This is a genomic window from Paenibacillus glacialis (genome assembly GCF_001637205.1).
GTDB lineage: Bacteria > Bacillota > Bacilli > Paenibacillales > Paenibacillaceae > Paenibacillus_AQ > Paenibacillus_AQ glacialis.
In genome coordinates this window covers 71,917-96,232 of the sequence record NZ_LVJH01000006.1, presented here as the reverse complement: position 1 = coordinate 96,232, position 24,316 = coordinate 71,917, and the positions used below count along the sequence as shown (strand labels likewise).

The following is a 24,316-nucleotide window of genomic DNA, read 5'->3' as shown; positions in this document are numbered from 1 at the left end:
ATCGATTGTGGTGATCTTGGCATCTACCTCAAAGGAGTCCATGTAAAATGACAATTAAAAAAATTGATAAAGAGAATGTGGAGGACATATTGTCACTTTCTCCTTTGCAGGAAGGCCTACTGTTTCACTATTTGACAGAGCCAGATAGCGAACAGTATTTTGAGCAATTAGTGCTACATCTAGAAGGTGAATGGCATGAAGCTACATTTCGCAACGTTTTGCAAAATGTGGTACAGGCTAATGAAATGCTGCGTTCCATTTTTCGCTGGGAGAAGCTCGAAAAGCCTATTCAGATCATTTTGAAGCAAGTGGAGCCTACGATTAATCTCGTGGACTTGTCTGGATACAGCGACACGATGCAGTCCATGAAAGTAGAGGAGCTCATCGCATCAGACCGGGCAGAAAAGATCGATATTAGTGTTGCTCCTTGGCGTGTCCATTTGTACCGTTTAAGTGGTAACAAATCCGTGTTGGTCTTAAGTAACCATCACCTTATATTGGATGGTTGGAGCACGGGTCTACTTTTGAAGGAATTGATAGAAGGTTACAATTCCCTGCTTTCAGGGCGCAGCTGGCAAGCGTCAACAAAGCCCAAATACAAGCAATTTATCAGGTACATTGAAGCGGACGATAAACACAAACAACAGCAATTTTGGAGTTCTTATCTAAATGGATTTGAGGTCAAAACACCTCTGCCGACAGATAAAAAAGTGAAGAGCGAATATACAAAAACCAAGCATGTGAATGTGCAAGTGCCTAAATTGCTATCCGATCGTATGCAATTGCTGGTCGCAGAAGAAGGGGTTACGGTAGCGAGCGTATTTTACACAGCTTGGGGGATCCTCCTTCAAAAGTATGGAAACATGGATGATGTATTGTTCGGCACAACGGTCTCGGGAAGAAACCCTGATATTCTAGGCATTGAACAAATGGTCGGTTTATTTATTAATACAATTCCACTCCGGTTCAAGACGAATAGTGATGAGACGATTGCTCAAATTCTGAAGCGAACCAGCAGGATGCTGAGAGACCGAGGGGAGTTCGATGCATCGCCACTTACTGAAATTAAAGCGCACAGTGAATTTAAAAGCAAAGAGAGCTTGTTCGATTCCATCGTTGTGATAGAAAACTATCCGCTTGACCAAGCCTTCAAAGGATTAGATCAGCGTCTGCGCGTTACGCATGTTAGTCTATTGGAATCGACGCATTATCCATTAGCGCTTGCTATTACAATGGATGAACCATTCAATCTACAGTTTCAATACAAAGCAGAAATGTTTGAAGAAGCAACGATTCAGCGACTTGCGGATCACTTTGTTCGAATTCTTACTAGCTGTGTAAAGAATCCACATGTTCGGACCAGCCAGATTGTAATGCTGGGTGAGAATGAAATTGAACAGCTTTGCAAGCAATACAATCAAACAGAAACGAAATATCCTGTTCACTTGTCTATCCATGAAATGTTTGAGTCTCAAGCTGAACTACATCCTGATACCGTCGCCCTTATTTGTAATCAACAAAAGATGACGTATAGGGAACTTAACGAAAAGGCAAACCGACTAGCCTGGTTTCTGAAGGCGCGAGGGATCGGCGAAGAATCCATTGTCGGCGTTATGATCGAACGTTCTTTTGAAATGATCATTGGAATTCTTGGTATTTTAAAAGCAGGGGCTGCATACGTTCCAATCGATCCCGACTATCCGAGCGAACGGATTACGTATTTGCTCAATCATTCTCGGACAAGCGTACTGCTTGTCGATGCTGTAACTGAAAGGAATTTTACTGATAACAACCAAACATCTGTGTTCAGTGTAAATGACATTATTAACGATCATTCTCTTCCTCAGCATAATGTTCATGGTGACTATCATCCAGACCGACTTATTTACGTGTTATATACATCCGGCTCAACAGGAAATCCCAAAGGTGTCATGGTCAAAATGCATGCTTTCGTGAATTTATTGCATTGGTTCACTAGAGAGTTCTGTATAGACGATCAAGATGTCATGCTTTTGATAGCACCGTCAAGTTTCGATCTCGCACAAAAAAATATGTTTTGCACGCTCATTCAGGGAGGAAAGCTCTGCTTGTTTGAGCCCGGTCTTTATGATTATAACCGTATGTCGGATCTGATTTTTAGGGAAAATGTCTCTTTGATCAACTGCGCCCCAAGTGCGGTGTATCCACTGATCGACTTTAATGAAGGAACGGATTTCTTGCGCATCGCCTCTCTACGGTTGGTCTTCCTCGGAGGAGAGCCGATTAATCTGAACAGATTGATGCCTTGGATGAAATCCGCTCGCTTTCATGCAGAGATCGCCAATACTTACGGACCTACCGAATGTACGGATATTGCTGCATTTCTTCGTCTTACGCCCGAGGAGGCAGTACATGCTCAGGGGGTTCCTATGGGTAAACCGATAGACAATACGAAGCTTTATGTATTGGATCGGGAAATGAATGTACTACCTGAAGGCAGAATCGGTGAGTTGTATATTGGAGGCGTTGGCCTTGCCAGAGGATACTTCCATGCGCCTGAGTTAACGAGCGAGCGTTTTGTGGACAACCCCTTCGATGGCGGACAAAAGCTGTATAGAACGGGAGATTTAGTACGATATCTTCCAGACGGCAACCTTGATTACATCGGACGAACCGATTATCAAGTCAAAATAAGAGGCATGCGCGTAGAATTGGCTGAAATTGAAGCGTTGCTACTCAATCATTCTGACGTCCAAGAGGTCGTAGTGATTGATTGGCAGGGAGTTAACGGCATTAAATATCTATGCGCTTACATAGTTGGAGCGACGGAACAAGCTCTAGCTTCTATAAAAGCCTATGCCGTACTTCATTTACCCGATTATATGGTGCCGACTGCTTTTATGCGAATGGAACAACTGCCATTGACACCAAATAGCAAAATAGATAAAAAAGCACTTCCCGAACCGCAGTTTTCCACTGGAGGAGATCGTGATCTTGCATGCAACGGAAGTGAAACCGAACTTCAAGTGCTTGCTATTTGGCAAAAAGTTCTTGGAGCTGAGGAAATTGGTCTGTATGACCAATTTTTCGACATAGGCGGAAATTCGATTTTACTGATTCAAATGCACAGTCAACTTGAGAAAATACTCCCAGGGAAAATAACGATTATTGAATTGTTTTCAAGTCCTACGATTGCGCAAATCGCGCAGTTTATAGAGAAGAAAGATTCGTCGACGTCATCTTTGCAGTCTCTGGAATACGTCACACTACCGGCAGTGTTTTTTAGGGAAATGCTAGAGCGGCAAGGAGCATCGGTACATTCACATCACTTTGAGGGTCGTATCCCAGAGGAGATTTGGGACATTTGCAGCGTTGAGCAAATCGAGATGCAGGACCTGATGCTCGCCCTATTTATTTACTTGTTAGCGGAGTTTAGCGAACAACAAACGATTGTGGTTCAGATTCATACAAATCAGGTGCAATTCATCCCCTTTGTGACGAAGATGGATAGTTTTGAGCATTTTTCGGCCTTGTTTCAACATGTGAGGAATCATCGACTGGGGACATTTAACGAGAGTATAGAACTGGACCATTTACGGTTGCTGGGACGAGATAAAGCTCCTTATGATGTACTGCCTTTGTATAGCAAAAAAAAGGACTTAAAAGAGCCTGCTCCTTTGAACGTGTTTGATCTTATATGGGAAGTTGACATCGACGAAATTCATCTTAATGCTGTCTATTCCTGTACATGTAACGCTAATAGATTTAATAGAGAGCAGATGAACGATCTAGTAGACGGATATTCCGAACTCATTGGATTGCTAGCTCATCAATATGAGAAATCAGGGGGGAAATCATGACAAAACTTGCCTTTCTTTTTCCGGGTCAGGGTTCTCAATATGTGGGGATGGGTAAAGCCCTGTACGAGCTTTTTCCTATTGCAAAAGAGACGTTTCAAGAAGCGAACGAAACGCTAGGTTTTGATTTGACTCACCTTATATTTGAAGGTAGTAAAGAGGACTTAACGCTGACAGCGAATGCACAACCCGCTATTTTAACAGCGAGTGTAGCAGCCTATCGCGTGATGAGGCAAACATTTGATTTACAACCAAGCATATTGACTGGACATAGTCTAGGCGAAATTACGGCATTAACCTGTGCGGAGGCGATTTCCTTTAGCGATGCCGTTGCAATTGTACGTAAAAGAGGATTGTACATGCAGGAAGCGGCCGGAGTCGATGCAGGCAAAATGGCGGCCATCAGCGGAGTTTCGATCGAAACTATCGAACAAGCATGTCGATCAGCCATGATTAATGGTGGTTCCGTGGTCATCTCCAATTACAACGCGCCAGATCAAATTGTGATTTCGGGGGATAGCGTGTCTGTAACAGAAGTAAGTGAGTTTTTAGGGAAGAATGGGGCGATCGTTGTACCACTGCGTGTAAGTGCGCCCTTCCACAGTCCACTCATGCACCCGGCTGCTGAGAAGTTGAGAGCTGAACTTTCCCAGTATACCTATAGTCCTTTGAAATTTCCGGTTATTTCTAATGTGACTGCAACAACGTACACAGATCATTCCGAGATCATTGAAACCCTATCGGCTCAGATGACCTCACCGGTTCGATGGGTTGAATCGATGAACTATCTCGTGGATCAAGGGATTGATACGGTTGTGGAGATTGGCCCGCAAGCAGTATTACGTAATTTAATGGGGAGAATCGATAAAAACGTGTTTGCATTTGCCTATGACAAGCAGGAGGATGTTGAGAAACTTAGAACTCGGTTTGCTTCTAAAGAGGCAGCGGTTCCTACTCTTTCCTCCAAATATACCGTTCTAACCCGCTGTTTAGCGATTGCCGTTTGCACTAAAAACCATAATACTAGCATTGATGCCTATGAGAAGGGGGTAGTAGTACCCTACCGTAGTATCATGCAGCTTCAGCTAGAACTGGAAAGCGTAGGAGCACAGCCAACTTTGGCACAGTGCAAAGAAGCGCTGACCATGCTTCACTCCGTTTTCGTAACAAAGCTGACCACTGTGGATGAACAGAAGGAAAGATTTGAGCAAGTTTTGATAGAAACATCGACACAATTGTTGTTGGGTGATTTCATTACGGAGCTATTGCAGTTGGAAGGGATTGAGGTTCATGGTTAAGTTTAGTGAAGTGAAATTAAACCGTTCCAGAACGCCTCTTACTAATCTGAAAGTTGAACACACACGTGAATATGCCGACAAGGATATTGCGATCATCGGAATTTCAGTAAAACTTCCAACGGCCAACCATCTTGATGAATATTGGCAACTGCTTCAACAGGGCAAAGATTGTATCGGTCCTCTTGCAGGTGATCGGGTCAAGGATGCAGATCGTATGGTGAAGGGTCTTAAGATGGACCATCAAGAAGGACACGCTTACGCAGAAGCCGCATATATCGATCATATCGACAAGTTCGATTACAGCTATTTCCGAATTTCACCAAAAGAAGCGGAACTGATGGATCCTAATCAACGTTTATTTCTCGAAACCGCTTGGCTTGCTATTGAAGACGCAGGTTACGGTGGAAGTAAGATAAAAGGCACTAGAACAGGAGTATACGTAGGTTACGGATCGGATACCGAATATAAAAGGTGGATCGCCGAAAATGACCCGTCATTGCTGTCAGTAGCTCTAGCAGGAAATACGAGACCAATCATCGCGAGCAGGTTGTCGTATTTACTCGACCTTAGGGGACCAAGCCTGATTGTCGATACAACCTGTTCTTCCTCACTTATGGCGGTTCATTTAGCTTGTCGCAGCCTCAGAGACGGTGATAGCGACATGGCTATCGCTGGAGGTGTGCAGATTCATTTATTACCCATTCGTCAAACAGCCATTGGGGTTGAAGCAGGTGACCATCGTGCAAAGACGTTTGACGAGCGTGCAGATGGCACGGGGACCGGAGAAGGTGTCGGCGCCGTTTTACTGAAACCACTGAAGCAAGCGATGAAAGACGGCGATCATATTTATGCGGTGATCAAAGGGAGCGCCATCAATCATGATGGCAGCTCAATTGGACTTACCGCTCCCAACGCCGTCGCTCAAGCAGATGTGATAATCAACGCATGGAAGGATGCACAGGTTGACCCCGAATCTATCACTTACATCGAGGCTCATGGTACGGGTACAAAACTAGGCGATCCTATTGAAATAGAAGGTATAAATAGCGCGTTTAGGCAGTTTACCAATAAGCGTAATTTTTGTGCTATAGGCTCTGTTAAAACGAATATCGGTCATTTGGACAATTCAGCAGGTATAGCGGGTTTGATCAAATCTGTGTTGGCGCTCAAACATCGTAAACTCCCGCCTAGTCTGAACTTTATTGACCCGAACCGGAAAATTGATTTCATCAATTCGCCAGTGTATGTCAATGACAAGCTTTCGACCTGGGAGACCGGCGCGGTGGTTCCTAGAAGGTGCGGAGTAAGCGCTTTTGGATTAAGCGGAACGAATTGTCATGTGATTCTAGAAGAAGCTCCGGCTAGCGATTCATTACCTCTGGATGCAGAGACGAGTAAGCAAGTCCTAACCATTTCCGCTAAAAGCTACGATGCGTTACTTGTATTGATTCAACGTTATCGGACTTGGTTACGCTCGGGTGAAAAGGCTTCTTTACGCGAAATTTGCTATACGGCGAATACGGGCCGTGGACACTACACACACCGTCTGGTCATCGTTTTTCAAAGCAGAATAGAGCTACAGGAACATTTGGACGCCTTAACTAACCATTCACTTAATGAGATAACGAGAGAAGGTATTTACTTCGGAAAGCATCAGATTGTATCGGCCAACCAACCCACTAGAAACGAAGGTGATCTAACCGAGCATGCTATTAAATCACTATCGCAGTGGATGGATCAGATGTTGGACGAACATATTCAAAAAGGCCAAACGAATGAGGCTAATCTGATAGATATTTGTCGTGCTTATACCGAAGGGGCGTCAGTTGACTGGGCCAAATTGTATCGTTATGAACAGAACAACAAAGTCAGTCTGCCAACATATCCTTTTGAGCTCACAAGATGTTGGTACGATGGATATAAGCCTATGCTCGGAGATGCGGGTAGAGGCGTATTTTCAGCGCTGATAGATAAACAAATCGTCGACTCCATAGAACTCGATATTTATACGACAGCATTGAATACAGCACAGAACTGGGTGTTAAGTGAACATCAGATCATGAATGAGAGTGTACTTGTTGGTACGGCTTACTTAGAAATGGTGCTGGAGGTATGTGCTAACAAGTTCCCAGATCAGGCGGTTGAATTCAAGGATGTATTGTTTCAAGCACCATTAATTGTGAGGGATGGGGAGACGGTTGAGGCGCAGCTCATCATCAAAAAGACAGCGAAACACTTTGAATTCTCTGTTGAGAGTCGATTGAGTGCTCCGACGAAAGGTGAGCAGCTTACCCGGCATGTTACGGGGAATTTTAACACTGTACCACAAACAAATCACTTTAACCACAATCGTGAAGTGATTATAAAGCGACTGGAATCAGGCTATATGTTACCTGACTTACAGCAATATAATGAAGATTCTGTTTTTGAGTTCGGACCGCGCTGGAATAACATTCACGCTATGTATGTTGGGGAAGAAGAGTTGTTTTCTGTGCTTCGTATGCCAGCCAAGTTTACTAGTGAACTGGGAGCTTTCACCCTCTATCCGTCTTTGATGGATAACGCGTTGACGACGATGCCGATTATTCAAAAGGCAATTAGCGTTGATTCTATAACAGATGACAGTATTTATTTACCTTTTTCCTATAAAAGTATCATCGTGTACCACGCCTTGCCATCTGAATTATACAGCTATGTTCGTTTGAAAGAACAAATTACGAAAGACACAGAAATCATTCATTATGACATTACGTTAATGGATGGTTCAGGAAAGGTCATTGTTGAGATAGAAGACTACGCTTTAAAAAAGGCGCGCAAAGCAAAACTACAAGCTGCCGATCAGTCTGAAGGACAGATGTATTATCAGATGGTTTGGATACCGCAGGAAGCATCTGTGGAACCAGAACAAGATGCAAACTTGGGAACGGTGTTGGTCATCGGAAGCTGTAATGAAGCGGGCAATAAGCTTGCTGCTGTAATTTCGGAACATGCTCAGAAACCGATCTTGACTCATTCGGTCGAAGGTGATCAACCTACAATTGAACAGCTCGCTGACCTTGTAAAAGAACACAACGTGACACGTATCGTCCATCTGACCGGGTACGGTGAACCGACACAGGTCGAAGAGAGTACTATGTTTGAGCAACAATTATATAGCGGTGTAAACAGCGTGTTTAACCTGATAAAAGAGCTGCTCTCACAGAACATTCGACATGATCTCGAAATTTCTCTTGTTGTCTCACATGCATTTCGTGTAACAGGGGATGAAGCACAGATTGTTCCTGAGCATGCGGCTTTATTCGGGCTAGGCAAAGTCATTGCTCAGGAGTATCCAAATTTCAAATGCCGACAAATTGATGCGGATACATCTACGTCACACCATCTCATTGTGCAAGAACTCATGAATTATCAGACAGCGAACGATCAGGTTGCATTCCGATCAAACCTACGATTTATTCAAGAGTTCCAAGAGCTAACGTTGACGGTCACCGAAGAAGTCGTGAAACCTGGAGGTACTTACGTGATTACCGGAGGTATAGGAGGCATTGGTCTTGAGATTGCTAAATACTTAGCAGCGAAACAACAGGTTAAGATAGCGCTCATTAGTCGCGGTGCTATGCCAGATAAGGACCTGTGGGAAGAAATCCTTGCTAAAGGGACTGAGACTAAATGGTGTAGAGCGATTGTAGCGATTCAAAAGATTGAAGCAACAGGAACGCCAGTGATTTGCGTGTCTGCTGACGTGTCCCATCGGGGCGAACTAGAACATGCGTTGGAGGATATCAGGCAACAATTCGGTGCGATTTCGGGCGTGGTTCATTCGGCAGGTGTCGCCGGTGATGGCTATATTATTAAAAAAGAGTTGGCACAATTCCATGCCGTACTTGCACCGAAAGTGGAAGGCACACGTTATCTTGACGAGCTGACGGCCGCTGATAAGCTTGACTTTTTCGCCTTATTTTCTTCCAATACGACGTTAATTGGGGTACCAGGTCAATCGGATTACACTGCGGCGAATAGTTATCTGGATGCTTATGCCGCATACCGTAATCAGAAGGGCTCACGCACTTTTGTCATCAATTGGCCAGCGTGGAAAGAAACGGGCATGGCGGCCGATTACGGGACAAATCAGGATAATTTACTAAAAGCATTGCCAACGGCACAGGCTATACAGGCTTTTGATACTATTCTGAATACGAGTGCGGAACGCGTCTTAGTTGGTGAATTGAACATTCACGGTTCGTATCAAGGATACAGCTTATCCGACGTACCCATTCATTTTAGTGACAATATTCGTAGACGTTTTGCAAAGCCACGGCAGCGTAATAAGGGTTCCGTGAAGCGAACGTCAGCTAATGAATCAGTTTTAAAAGGCAAAGAGAACGTTAATTCCTCCGATATGGAGGTTACAATAGCTGGGATTTGGCAAGAAGTACTTGGATTTGAGGAGATTAACGTATATGACAATTTCTTTGAAATTGGGGGAGATTCTATTCTCATTACACGAATATATGCACTTCTGGAACAGCAATTTCCTGGGATGGTCAGTGTAGCTGATTTATTTTCCTATACATCCATATCTTCTATAACCCAGTATATTCTACAAAATCATCAGCTGATTCAACCGGCTAAGGAAGTAGCGGCGGCGAATGAAAACATGCAAGAGGGTGTTATAGATGATAGCATTGACGAACTATTGAATGCCTTTGAGAAAGGTAGCATTAACATTGTTCAAGCAATGGAAAGTTTCAACAAATTGGGGGTATCCACATGAATAAGATCGCCCAGTCTATTTTTGAAAACATATTGTCGGGAAATATCAATAAAGCCGCTGGCGCGGAGCTCTTAAAGCTACTAAAAACGGAGCAAATTTCCTCCCCAGCAGACATTGATGTGGATGAGTTTGCAATTGTGGGCATGTCCGCTAGGCTGCCTGAAGCGAACGATCTGGAGCAATTTTGGACCAATTTGCGTAATGGGACAGATAGCATCGGTGCATTTCCAGAAGCAAGGAGACAGGATGTCGAGTGGCTGAAGCAGTTCACCTACATGAAAGACATGGATGTATCTTTTACTCCCGCGGGTTATCTGGATCGTATTGATCATTTTGACTATAAATTTTTTGGTATCTCCCCTAAGGAAGCAAGCTTGATGGATCCCAATCAGCGAATCTTTTTGGAAGTTGCTTGGAATGCATTGGAGGATGCAGGATACGGAGGGAAGCAGATTATTGGAAGTAGGACAGGCCTGTATATCGGATACAGTGGTTGGCCTATGTACGGTAATTTCGTCTCACATGTCGAGTCGGATGACTTTGAGATGTCGGTTGCGGGTAATATTACGGCAATCATTGCAAGCAGAATCCCTCATCTACTGGACTTGAAAGGTCCAAGCTTGATTGTGGATACCGCCTGCTCATCCTCATTAGTTGCTCTTCACCTTGCATGTCAAGCATTGAGAAATAATGAGTGTGAGCAGGCACTTGTCGGGGGAATACGCTTAAATCTGTTGCCTCTCGATGGCTTCATTAAATACGGCATTGAGTCGGGTGATTCCCGGGCGAAGACCTTTGACGATCATGCGGACGGTACAGCACTTAGCGAGGGTGTCACGGCTATCTTTATTAAACCTTTGAGCAAAGCGATTCGTGACGGTGATGATATTTATGCAGTCATCAAAGGAAGTGCAACTAATCAGGATGGAAACTCAATAAATATTACGGCTCCGAATGCGTTAGCCCAGGAAGATGTGATTGTAAGGGCTTGGAATAATGCGAAAGTCGATCCTACATCCATTTCTTACATTGAAGCGCATGGGACTGGCACAATTCTCGGCGATCCGATTGAAATCGATGGCATACAGAAAGCGTTTCGCCGGTTTACCGATAAGAAGCAGTTCTGTGCCATCGGTTCTGTCAAGTCTAATATTGGACACATTGATGCGGCGGCAGGGTTGGCGGGTGTAATCAAATCCGCACTGTCTTTGCACAATCGTGAACTTCCTCCTTCGCTACATTTTAATTTTCCGAATCGAAAAATTAATTTCGAGCGCTCTCCGGTCTTTGTAAACGACAGATGGACACCATGGGCTACGGAAGACTTACCCCGCCGCTGCGGTGTTAGTTCCTTCGGATTTAGCGGCACGAATTGCCACGTCGTACTCGAGGAAGCGCCCGCACCTGTAGCGCAGACTGAGAGTCAGTCAGATCAAAGCAGTCTTTTCACGTTATCGGCCAAGAGTCGGGTTACGCTTGAAGCTCTTGTCGACCAATATATCGAGTATTTCCATAAACATGACTCTATTCAGCTGAATCAGCTTTGCTATACATCTTCAATAGGACGAGGGCATTATTCTTATCGTTTGGCGATCGTCATAAGCAGCACGGATGAATTATATAAGGAACTTCTCAAGATCAAGGGCCAAAGACATGAGTATGATAATGGACCAAATCGTTATTACGGGTATCATCGCGTCATCGCGAATAAAAAAACACAGCGTGAGGAAACCGATTATCTGGATAGCGAAATCAGAGCTTTCTCAGCTAAGACGAGCGAAATGATATTACAGAATATCTCACAAGACAATGACCAATTATTGCTAGATTTAGCTCAATATTATGTGCGAGGAGCGGAGATAGATTGGGACCTATTATATACAAATCGACCGACAAACAAACTCCATCTACCAGTCTATCCTTTTGAAAAAACGAGATGTTGGCTAACGATACCTGAAGTCACATTGTCGCAAATCAACGAGCTGGACAGAGAGTCGCTACACAAGGAAAGTCAGCAGTCTCATCAATATATAGAAAAGGCAGATCACTATGTCAAGCAGGTATACGCTACACCTTGGCCGAGACTGGGCTTGTCTGGTAACAAAATTAAAAAGCTCTATACGATAGATGATGTAAGCAGCTTAATCTTTGCCATCAATGGTGAGTTAAATCGGAATCTACGACGACTTGCATCCGAATGCGATACGACGCTGTCTGCAGTTCTTTTGGCTGCGTACCAATTAGTATTAGCTAAATATGCAGGACAAGAAGATATTGTGGTTGGCGTATATGCGCCTACGAGTAAACCTATGATCGGTGATCACAGGGAAGACACGTTAACTGAAAGTGTTGCCATTCGTAATTATCCGAACGGCTATAAGACCTTTGAATATTTCCTGAAGGAAGTGACAGAACTTATTGCCTTGATAGAAGCGACGGTTCGTGTGCCGCTTTCGTTCTTGCTTGCTACTCCAGCGCAAGGAATTGTTCAGAACGAAACCCCAATGTATGAAGCGATGTTCGACATGCAGCAGTCGACCGACGAATCGATATCAGCCAATTCTGTCACCGGCAATCAGCAGACAGGGCTTGAGCTTGTGCTATTAGCCGTAGACAAAGTCGATGGTATAGAGATGAAACTATCCTGCATCACAGAATTATATCCCGCTTCGATGATCTCACGTTTTGAGAAAGATTATGAGTACATTCTGGAGCTGATTACAGATAGTAAGCACATTTTACTTCAGGATGTATCACTGTTTGCGAAAGAAATTGCCATAGAACATATCGAATTGGACGCTTTAGACCTTGCGTTTGATTAGGTGGATAGGGGGATTCGCATGAGGGAACAAAGCCTTACGATACACGAAGGTTTTGCTGCACAAGTGTTGTTGAATGAGCATCATACTGCGGTCATCTTTAACGGAACATCCATGTCGTATCGGGAGCTTAATCAGCGAGCTAACGTCGTTGCTTCATTATTGATCGACAAAGGCGCTCGTCCTGACAAGATCGTGGCGATCATGACCGAGCGTTCGTTGGAAATGATCATAGCCATTTTAGCTATATTGAAGTCGGGGGCTGCCTATATGCCGATCGATCCCAGATTACCTCGTGATCGCATCGAATACATGCTACAGGACAGCAAGGCGGAACTGCTTGTAACCCAGAGTGGTGTAACAGACAAGGAGTTCGATTATACCGGTGAAGTCATTAAAATTGATGCAACCCTGAACCATGTCGATGCCCCTGAAGTCTCTTATCCCAATCAACCGCATGACCTTTGTTACGCGATATACACTTCGGGTACGACAGGACTACCCAAAGGGGTACTTATCGAACATCGAAATGTGATGAATTTGATGCAGGGGCTACATGAGATTGTATATCAACATTATCCGAATCCCTTACGTGTAGCCTTAGTAGCTCCTTATTATTTTGACGCATCTGTACAGCAAATTTTTGCATCCCTCTTGGGAGGTCACACACTAATTATTGTTCCCGAAGAAACACGTATCGACGGGAACAAGCTTCTTGCATTCTATAACGAATACGCTGTGGTTATTTCAGACGGTACACCAGCTCATATCGCGATGCTGACGTATGCCATGAAAAGTTATCAAGTAAACCTTAGTGTTAAACAATTTATTATTGGCGGAGAGGAATTAACGCCTTTGCGTGCGGGTGAGTTTATGAACTGTTTCCTTACGCTGCCGCCGGTGGTGACCAACATCTATGGACCGACTGAATGTTGCGTCGATTCTCTAGCCTATACAATTAAACCAGAAGATGTAGGCACTGGTGTAATACCGATCGGTCGGCCTCTCTTGAATCAGAACGTGTACCTATTGCAAGAGAATAAGCAAGTACCCGCAGGATCGCCAGGAGAACTATACATTTCAGGTGCAGGGGTAGGTAGAGGCTATCTCAATTTGCCAGAATTAACGTCCAGATTCTTTGTGAATTGCCCGTTTGAGGATGACTCAATCATGTATAAGACAGGGGATTTAGCCACCACACGTCCAGACGGAAACATCGTCTATATGGGAAGATCTGATTTCCAAGTGAAGGTTAGAGGTTATCGAATTGAGATCGACGAGATTAAAGCAACTCTATCCACGCATCCATCCATACATGAGGTTGAGATTCACCCTTGGAAAGATCAACGGGAAGAAACCTATTTATGTGCCTACATCGTTTCACCCGAGAAGTGGGACGCCGCTGATTTGAAAATATATCTGGCAGAAAAGCTTCCTGCGTACATGGTTCCTTCTTATTTTGTTCCCATTGAGAAAATCCCATTGAACAGGAACGGTAAGTTGGACCGTAAGGCATTGCCGGAGCCGATAGGTAATGAACCGGAAAGAACATCATCCGGTGTGCCTCAGAATGAGACAGAAGAAATGCTCCTCGCCATATGGAAAGATGTTTTAGGTGTGCAAAATTCAGGTGTAAACGATCATTTTTTTGAATGGGGTGGGCATTCTTTAAAGGCGAATTTACTTGTATCGACGATTATGCGTCAGTTCGGTGTTGAGATTTCATTACAGGATGTGTTTGATAAACCCATCCTGAGGGATATCGCTCTTATTATTGCTCAAGCTGCTCCGTCTGACAAAACAAGCATCGAGGTAGCCCCAAATCTTGCGTATTATCCATTAACGATCGCACAAAATTGGATGTATATGCTAAGCATCAGGCATGCTGACAGTATCACGTGGAATATGCCAGGAGCTCTCGTCATCGAGGGGGCATTCGATACGGACGCTTTTTTCAAGGCAATTCAACTTGTCGTGGCGCGCCATGCGATATTGCGGACGTCGTTTGATTGGGTTCAAGGCGTTCCCGTGCAGAAGGTTTGGGAGAATGCGACGGTTCCAGTTCAGGTGAGCAAAGTGACAGATGTTGAAATCATGGATCGGATTCACCGTTTTGTTCGTCCGTTTGACATCGGAATAGCGCCACTTATTCGTACGGAAATTTTGAGAATTGATGATAGCAAGCATATTTTTCTGTTTGATGCTCATCATCTTGTGTTTGATGGAGCTTCCATCGGTATCTTCATGCAGGAAGTCGCAGATGCTTACCATGGCAAATCGTTGGATACACATCAGCTTCAGTACAAGGATTTTACGGTTTGGCAAAATGCTTATTTGACGGATGAGCGTTTGAGTGAATTGGAAGTCTACTGGCTGAATGCTTTTACAGGGCCTATTCCAATGCTTGAAATTCCTTCTGATTATGCTAGACCTCTACAGCTTAGCGGAGCTGGTGAGACCCTTTATTTTATTATCGAACCATCTTTAGCGGATAGGATCAGCCGCATGTCCGTGGAGAAGGGCAGCTCTATATATATGATATTGCTGGCTGCACTCAATGTCCTGCTATATAAATATACAGGTACAGAGGACATCGTCATTGGCTCATTAAGTGCAGGACGAGCATCGGCAGAACTTGAAAAGATGATCGGTATGTTTGTTAACACGCTACCTATGCGTAATTTTCCACAAGGAAACAAAACGTTTACTGCATTCTTACATGAAGTCAAAACCCATGCGCTACAGGCTTATACACATGAAGATTATCCCGCGGAACGCTTCGAGACCAATATCAAAATGAAAAAGCGCCCTAGCCACCGTCCATTATTTGATGTCATGTTTACTTTTTTGAATTTTGATGATCAAGAACTGAAGCTGACCGATCTGACTATCAAGCCATACCCGCTTGAATTACATCTCTCGCGTTTTGATATTGTGATGGAAGCTCATCAATCCGCTGACGGTATCGCATATCAACTGAATTACAGCACGGATTTATTTAAATCCGAAACGATAATGCAAATGAAGGACGATTATTTGGCGATACTGGCGCTACTTATGGATAATCCAGAGATTTGCTTAAAGGATATCGATTGGCGGGAAAATGATTGGAACACGGATCAATCAGAGTTGGAAACGATTGACTTCTCGTTCTAAAAATAAACAAATGACTCGGAGGTTAGAAAATGCTCGATAAATTATCGCGTAATTTATTGCTGAATAGCGGGAAGCTGGACAAAGAAAAGGACTTTTGGTTAAGTAAATTGGGCTCTGATTTCAGATTTAGTATGTTTCCTGCGGATCATCCTTACCCGGTAGTATGGAGTAGCCAGATGGATCAAAAAACAGGTGTTCTTCAAGAAGAAACCTGTAAAAAGTTGTTAACTGTTGCCAAACAGTCGGACCATGCGCTTTATATGATGTTAGTGGCAGGCGTAAAATACCTTTTATCAATCTATTTGCAGAACCCTGATGTTGTGGTAACCATGCCAGTTTTCAAGTCTAATAAAGAAACCGACTCATTGATTAATGCGGTCGTGACTTTGAGAACACAAGTGGATAGAGAAGTGCCATTTAAGCAGTTACTGGGTCAAGTTAAACAAACCGTGACGGAGGCCAATGCACATCAAAACTATCCGATTGACAAATTGGGTGAGTTGTTGAAATGGAGCACTGATCCTCAAGGTAGCCCTCATCTACATACGTGCATCATGCTAGATACGATCCACGATCAAAGACTTATTGAAGATCAACCGATAGATATGATTGTGAAGTTCGGCCAATCAGATGGGGAAATCCAAGTAACCATTTCATATAACCTTATTTTATTTGAAGAGCACACGATTGATTCGATACTGAATCATCTCATCGCGTTTCTTGGGCTTGCGATGGAGCAACCATCTTTGCCAATGGATCAGCTTCCTTTGTTAACGTTGAAGGATCAAGAAGATTTGGCTGCTCGTTTAGAATCGGCGACAGTAAGAAAAGCCATTGCCCCTGTAGGCACCGGTGCGAGTAAACTTGGTTTTCATCCGCTTATGCGACGCTTTGTTGAACAATCCTTACATAAATGGGTATTTGACACGGATATTGACGTCAATTCATGTTGGGAGCTGCATGAACATCTCATTTCAGACCTTTATGCTATGCCAGGAACTGCCTATTTGGAAATGGCTGCATTTGCAGTTAAAGCTTATTTCAAATCCGAGGCAGTCCAGTTAAGAGATATACAATTTCATACTCCCCTTATTGTTGACGAAGGCGAGACCAGAATATTAAGAGCTGTTATTCAAGAGGAGAAAGGTCAAGTCACGTTTAGCGTTATGAGCTCAACAAGCGTAGAGGGAAGACCTGTAGAGAATTGGATTCTACATGCTTCATGTTTGGCGGTGGCTGTCGCGTCAAGCCCAATACCTAAGATTCAGCTGGACTTGCTTCAACAGCAATGCAGTGCAAAAGAATTGAGGCTTAATAAGGGTCAACAAGATGCTAATACAGTTGGATTCGGACCAAGATGGCAAAGTATTCAGCATTATAGATACGGTAATGAACAAGCATTGGTGAGTATGGCTCTCGACTCTGAGTTTAGCAGTGACCTGTATCACTATCTGCTGCATCCGGCATTGCTGGATTTGGCGACGTCGTCTTATGTAGAAGACGGGCAGCTTTATATGCCATTATATTATAAAAAAGTGACGGTTTACGCACCGCTTACGGCCAAGTGCCACAGCTTCCTCAAAGTCAAAAATGATTGGAAACAAGCCAACGAATTACTTGAATATAACATTGACATCATGGATGATTCAGGCAACGTACTTGTGAAAATTGAAGATTTCACATTAAGACGAATTCATAATCTCGACAGCACACTCAAAGCGTTGTCCGGTAAGAATACGGTTTTCCACCAAATGGGCTGGGTCAATGAAGAGATTGAAACCAATGTGGAACTACCTGTTAACGGGCCAATACTTATATTTCGACTTGAAACTGGAATTGGTGCGGAAATGGTGAAGGCATGCAAGGAACGCGGTAAAGACATCATAGAAGTCGTTTGGGGAGATCGTTATAGTCAGGCAAGTGAGAATCTCTTTACGATTTCTGGAAGCAAAGATGATTACGAGAAGGTTCTCGCTGTATGTGAGGGGAGAGGGATTGCTCATATTTGGCATTTCTTAACTTCCTCTACACCTATGGATAACGATTCAGTTACCTCCTTGGAGCAAGCGCAAGATAAAGGAGTCAGGAGTCTGTTCCATCTGGCTAGAGCCATCGGTTCGCTCAAAAATGCTCGAACTATCCGGCTTGCACTGATCACCAATCAAGCCATGGAAGTAACAGGTACGGAAAATGGTTTGAGTCCGGAACACGCTTCACTGATAGGTCTAGGAAAGGTGCTTGGAGAAGAGATGCCTACACTTCGTTGCAGAGGGATCGATCTGGATGATCAATCGCCAATTGATCAATTATGGCGTGAATTGCAATCCGATAACGATGGATTATTCGTTGCCTATCGTAACTTGAAGCGTTATGTCGTCGAACTTCAAAAGCGTGATGAAGAGATCATCGGATTAAATAAAATCGATATTGCACAAAATGGCGTTTATATGATCACCGGCGGATCAGGTGGACTTGGGCTTGAAATGGCGAACTATCTGGCGCGACAGAGACAAGTGAATCTTGTGCTTATCGGACGTTCGAAATTTCCAGAACGCGATCAATGGGAGCAGATGTTAAATGGCGATGATGCTAGAATCATTGCAAAGATTCAAGCTCTGCTTGCGATTGAGCAAACAAGTTCATCGGTCATTTACTTCGATGCAGATGTCGCAGATACCATCCGTATGCAAGAAATTGTGACGAATGTCAAAGAAAGATTCGGTGCAATAACCGGAGTCATTCATGCCGCAGGTATCGCTGGAGAGGGGTTCATGGCCGGCAAGGATGCTCAAGCGTTTCAAGAAGTCATTCGTCCTAAAATAACGGGTACTTATGTGCTTGATCAGGTTACGAAAGCAGAGAATCTTGATTTCTTCGTTATGTTTTCTTCTATTAATACTTTAGCTGGAGCCGCAGGCCAGAGCGATTATACGGCGGCTAACAGTTATTTGGATGCTTATGCTGCGTATAGATCACGCAAAGGAAAGCGAACCTTGACCCTCAACTGGACAGGGTGGAAAGAAACAGGTATGGCTGTCGATTTTCACACCAAAGAGTTGTTTTTTAAAGATATCAGTACGAAAGATGCGCTTATTGCGTTTGAAAGAGCACTAAACAGCAAAGAAACGAATTTAGTGATCGGTCAACTTAATATGAATCATCCGCTGTTTGATGAGCCGCACCTGCTACCTCTTCAATTGTCTACTGATTTGCTTCAAGATATTGCAGCTGTGAAAGGTATGTCTTCACGCCATTCGAATACACAAACAGATGTTGAACATACAACTGTTACCAGCAATGCAACCAATGAAACGGAGCGTCAGCTTGCCTTGATCTGGGGCCAGATGCTTGGGTTAAATGAAATCGACATTGACGATGAGTTTACTCAACTTGGAGGTCATTCTCTTAATGCGATTACGATGACGAAAAAAATTCTTAGTGACATGCAGGTAGAAATTTCGCTTAGTGCCGTATTCCAGTATCCGACGATCAAAGAACTGGCTCAGCATCTCATTGGGTCTGAAAAAAGCGAATATACTGCGATTCAGCCGGCACCAGTGCAGCCTTGGTATCCATTATCTTCAGCGCAGAAACGATTGTTTGTTGTACACCAATTGGAGGGTAGCTCGCTGAGTTATAATATGCCGGATGTCATGTTCATTGAAGGCTCTCTGAGTCGTGCGCGATTTGAGGAAGCGTTCCGTAAACTAATTGCACGTCATGATACACTGCGGACCAGCTTCGAGATCGTGGATGACAGCCCAGTCCAACGTATTCATCCTGAAGTATCATTCACAGTTGAGTATGTCCAGGCAAGTTTGGATGAAGTCGAGGAAACAATCCGTAGTTTCGTGCGCGAATTTGATCTTCAGCTAGCACCATTGCTTAGAGTTGGGCTCATCCAAATTGACACTGATCGTCATATCCTACTGTTTGATACGCATCATATTATTTCCGATGGTGCCTCAGTCATGATCATGATGGCGGAATTTGTCAAGCTGTACAATGGGGTAGAGGACGTACCGCTTCGAATTCAGTATAAGGATTATGCGGTATGGCAGCAGCAAGAGATGAAGAGTGAGCAGATGAAAAAGCAGGAGGCATACTGGCTGGAAGCGTTCCGTACGGGGGGGCCTGTCCTTGACTTGCCGACTGATTATGCAAGACCTGCCGTGCGAAGTTTTCAGGGAGAAACCATTGAATTTGTGATCAGTAGCCAAAGGGCTGAAGGTTTGAAGCAGCTTGCTGCGCAAACTGGCTCGACTTTATTCATGGCGTTACTGGCTGTCTATAAGACATTGCTGTTCAAATACAGCGGACAAGAAGACATCGTCGTAGGAACCCCAATTGAAGGAAGATCGCAAGCGGATCTTGAACCCATGATCGGCATGTTCGTCAACACGTTGGCGATTCGAAATCAACCGTCCGCTGAGAAGTCGTTTATCGCTTTCTTGCAAGAAATGAAAGCAACTGCTTTGCAAGCCTATGAGAATCAGGACTATCCTTTCGAAGAATTGGTTAACAAGCTGAATATGAAGAGAGACTTGAGCCGCAATCCGTTATTTGACACGATGTTCATCTTGCAAAATTCGGACCAGCAAGAACTGAGTATTGATGGCTTGCGTGTAAAATCTTATCCATATAAGTATACGGAGGCGAAATTTGATCTGACGTTCAATGCTATGGACAAACCGGAAGGTATTCTGTGCAGTATAGAGTATGCCAGTGACCTCTACAATCGAAATACCATTGAACGCATGGCGAAGCACATCCAGCAGTTGATCGATGCTGTGGTGAACGATCCACAAGCACCGCTCATTGCCCTGGAGATGATTACTCCTGAAGAAGGCTTACAGATCTGCGATGATTTCAATGATACAGAGGTCGAGTACCTAAGGGAAAAGACAATTCATCAGTTGTTTGAAGAGCAAGTAGAGCGTTGGCCCAATCAGACTGCTCTTGTCTTCGAGAATGAAGGGATGACCTATCTTGAACTGAACGAAAAAGCGAATCAACTTGCTCGTAAACTCCGATCCGTTGGGGTCGAACCCGACCAATTGGTCGGAATTATGGTCGAACGTTCATTCGAGATGATGATCGCCATTCTCGGAGTGTTAAAAGCTGGTGGGGCTTACGTACCCATTGATCCTGAATATCCAGAAGACAGAATACGATATATGCTTGAGGATTCAGGTACACAGCTGTTGTTGGTTCAGCGACATGTGAAGGATAGGGTCTCTTTTGCAGGTGAAATTATAGATATGAATGAATCTCAAATGTACCATTGGGAAAATTCGAATTTGGACCCTATCGCTACATCGAATCATTTGGCTTATGTCATCTATACTTCGGGGTCAACAGGCAAACCAAAAGGTGTGATGATTGAGCATCACTCGGTGGTCAACATATTAGATCAACTCGAACAAGCCTACCCTTTGGGTAAGGACGATGCATTCTTATTAAAAACCACCTATACGTTCGACGTATCCGTATCTGAGTTGTTCGGTTGGTTTGTTGGTCAAGGGAAACTAGTCATTTTAACGCAAGGTGATGAAAAAGATCCGGCAGCCTTTTTGAAGGTGATCGATGAACAGCAAATCACTCATATTAATTTTGTACCGTCCATGCTAAACGTTTTTTTGAATGCCCTTCAGGAAGATGATTCGGAAAAACTGAAGTCCTTGAAATATATTATGGCCTGCGGGGAGGCTCTCTCAGCCAGCTTGGTAGATCTTTACCACCGCTTACCACTTCAGGCGAAGCTAGAAAACATCTATGGTCCAACTGAAGCGACCATTTATGCTACCCGTTATTCTACGGGAGTATCGACGCACTCAGCGAATGTTCCCATTGGACAACCGATGGGCAATTTACAGATGTGGATTGTAGATAGCGCTAATCATATTCAACCGATTGGTATCGCAGGAGAGTTGTGCATCTCGGGTGTCGGACTGGCTAGAGGTTACATCAATCGTGCAGAGCTGACTGCCGAGAAATTCGTTGCGCATCCTTTCTTTCATGGTGAGCGTATGTATCGGACGGGTGACCTGGTAAGATGGCTGCCTGATGGCAACATCGAATATTTGGGTCGGATCGACCATCAGGTCAAGCTGCGCGGTTACCGCATCGAACTCGGCGAAGTGGAAAGCCAATTGCTTAGCTTAATATCGCTGCAAGAAGCTGTAGTTATTGCACGGGAAGACGACAGTGGACAGAAGCAACTGTGTGCGTATTTCGTGGCTGCTCGTGAAATCACTGCTAATGAACTGCGAAATGCATTGGGGAAAGAACTGCCTAACTACATGATTCCGTCCTATTTTGTACAATTGCAGGCTATGCCTTTGACGACAAACGGTAAGCTAGACCGTAAAGCTTTGCCTGCTCCAGAAGGGAGCGTTCAGACTGGAACGGACTATGTCGCGCCTCGAACGGACACAGAAAATCAATTGGCACAACTATGGCAAGAAGTGTTGGGACTTCAACAGATTGGCGTGCATGACAATTTCTTTGATATTGGCGGACATTCCATGAGGGCCACTATGCTGGTAGCTAAAATTCATAAAGAAATGGCTATTAATTTGCCATTAAAGGTTGTGTTCCAATCTCCGACGATTGAACAAATGGCTCAAATCATCATCGATACTGAGCAAGATGAACTTGCATCCGTTCCGATCCAGTTCATGATACCTGTTCAGCCTCAGTTTAGAGATTCCCTAAGCTGTACCGAAATGGAAATTGCTTCTTTGGCGGGATGGTTGAAACGTGATTTTGAATTTATGTTTGCAAATTCATGGAATTTCGCCTACGATTCGAGCTTGTCCGATCAGGTCAGCGAATGTCTATCGACTGATCTTGTATATGATTATATCCTTCTCGAGGAATACCATGGAATGTCTTTCGAAGAAAAGAAATTGCTTACGAATAAAGAGATCCTGGCGGATATTGTAAAGGATCTGAGTCAAGGAAAACCAATACTCGTTATTCTGAAAGCCAGCGCGATCCCATGGGACGGGGGGTATCTGAACCCTAACAATGAGAGATATCATGTTGCTACGATTACTGGAATTACAGAAGATCATCAAACCTTGATTTGTACGGATAGTTGGTACAACAAATATGCAATTCGACTGTCTGTTACCGATTTCCAAAAAGCGTATTCCACACATTATTCACTTGAACTTACACGTGAGGAATCCTTATTTACGAACTGGCAGACCATTGTTCAGAAGCACGTACTGACAATCCGTAATGATGTGAATCCTTTCCAGCAAATGAGAGACTTTGCATTAGCAGTACGGAATCACACTGATTTAGTTGGGGAGTTGAGGGGTCATAAATCTTGGGCTGATGCGCCTCTGAGTAAAACTATCATCAATATCAGCATTGGAAGAATCTTATTTTCAAATATATTGAAGCTCTTGATAAAGAAAAACAACATCTGGCTCTTGGAGCAGATCATCGAGAAACTGGAGGAAGCCAGCTATCAATGGCGTTCGGTGAACAAGATCATTGCCAATGAATTCATGATTCCTTCCAAAATCAATTATTCCTCCATCTTGTCTAACAAAATTGAAGAGATCGCTTCACTTGAAGAGGCCATTTCTGAACAACTACTTGAAATATGCCGTTCATATGAAGAATTGAATACAGCCGAACGTGAGATTGCCGTGACTCAAATCATGGATGAATCTCTGGAAACGGAGCAATTTGAGTATGAGTGTCTGAACATCGAGGCGTCTTTTAATAATCAAGGCTTTGGTAAAATCGGAAGTAAACAAGCTAATCTCACTACGATGGGCACTTATTTCTTAATCGAACAAGCACCTGAAACTGTCCTTCATGTCAATGAAATTCAGTATCAATTGCCTCACATCCAAGAAGGCACGAAGGACAACATCTCTTGTTATGGTCAAACAATACCAGTACCTGAGGGGATGTATTCGGAAATATCCTTCCTTGGATGCGCTGAATGGGGCAATTATATTGAACAATGTTTCATTGAGTATGCAGACGGTAGTATAGAGGCGTTCCAAATTCGATTCACCGACTGGACTCGCCCTCCTCAATTTGGGGAAGCCATCGCCTGGACTGGACAGATTGCAGAGCGCAACGAAATCAGAACATTCATTGTAGAGGCGCGGGGAAGTATATACCAACAACGATACTCGTTAACACCGTTCAAACCAATGGTTGCCATCCGTTTACCTTATAGCCCTGGCATGCATATTTTTTCTATAACTTTAAAACGAGTTAATTAAATCTTTTGATTGACCTAAGAAAGATCTAATGCCACTGCAGTGATGTATACAAGAAGAGCGCATGCTTGTCTTTACGACAAAGCGTTGCGCTCTTTGTTTATTATTGAAGAAATTGATGTATACACAAAACAGTTGACAGTTCTAATGTAGAGAAGTAAAATTTTGGTATTTACAG

The 24,316-nt window shown here is 43.8% G+C and carries 6 protein-coding genes; all 6 read left to right on the top strand.

The annotated features are described in order from the left end of the window. The first annotated feature begins 47 nt into the window (after positions 1–47). From PGLA_RS04910 to PGLA_RS04885, 6 genes are read left to right on the top strand one after another with little or no spacing between them, the layout of a single operon-like run. Positions 48–3,839 (top strand): non-ribosomal peptide synthetase, encoded by a 3,792-nt coding sequence (locus tag PGLA_RS04910; RefSeq protein ID WP_068529599.1) that lies wholly within the window; start codon positions 48–50, stop codon positions 3,837–3,839. Continuing rightward, positions 3,836–5,134 carry an ACP S-malonyltransferase gene (gene fabD / locus PGLA_RS04905; RefSeq protein WP_068529596.1) on the top strand — a complete coding sequence of 433 codons (1,299 nt, stop codon included), beginning with the start codon at positions 3,836–3,838 and terminating at the stop codon, positions 5,132–5,134. The genes PGLA_RS04910 and fabD overlap by 4 nt, the downstream gene beginning before the upstream one ends. Beyond that, a complete protein-coding gene (locus PGLA_RS04900; RefSeq protein ID WP_068529593.1) occupies positions 5,127–9,908 on the top strand; it encodes an SDR family oxidoreductase in 4,782 nt (1,593 codons plus the stop codon). Before fabD ends, PGLA_RS04900 begins: the two co-directional genes overlap by 8 nt. Beyond that, positions 9,905–12,730, top strand: a complete 2,826-nt coding sequence (locus tag PGLA_RS04895) for a type I polyketide synthase (protein WP_068529591.1) — start codon at positions 9,905–9,907, stop codon at positions 12,728–12,730. The genes PGLA_RS04900 and PGLA_RS04895 overlap by 4 nt, the downstream gene beginning before the upstream one ends. Before the next feature lie 18 nt (positions 12,731–12,748). Further along, the gene (locus PGLA_RS04890; protein WP_068529589.1) at positions 12,749–15,883 is read left to right on the top strand and encodes a non-ribosomal peptide synthetase; all 3,135 of its coding nucleotides are present in this window, start codon (positions 12,749–12,751) and stop codon (positions 15,881–15,883) included. 29 nt (positions 15,884–15,912) lie between these two features. Further along, complete coding sequence (locus PGLA_RS04885) at positions 15,913–24,141, top strand: non-ribosomal peptide synthetase (protein ID WP_068529586.1); 8,229 nt, start codon at positions 15,913–15,915, stop codon at positions 24,139–24,141. Positions 24,142–24,316: the final 175 nt, after the last annotated feature.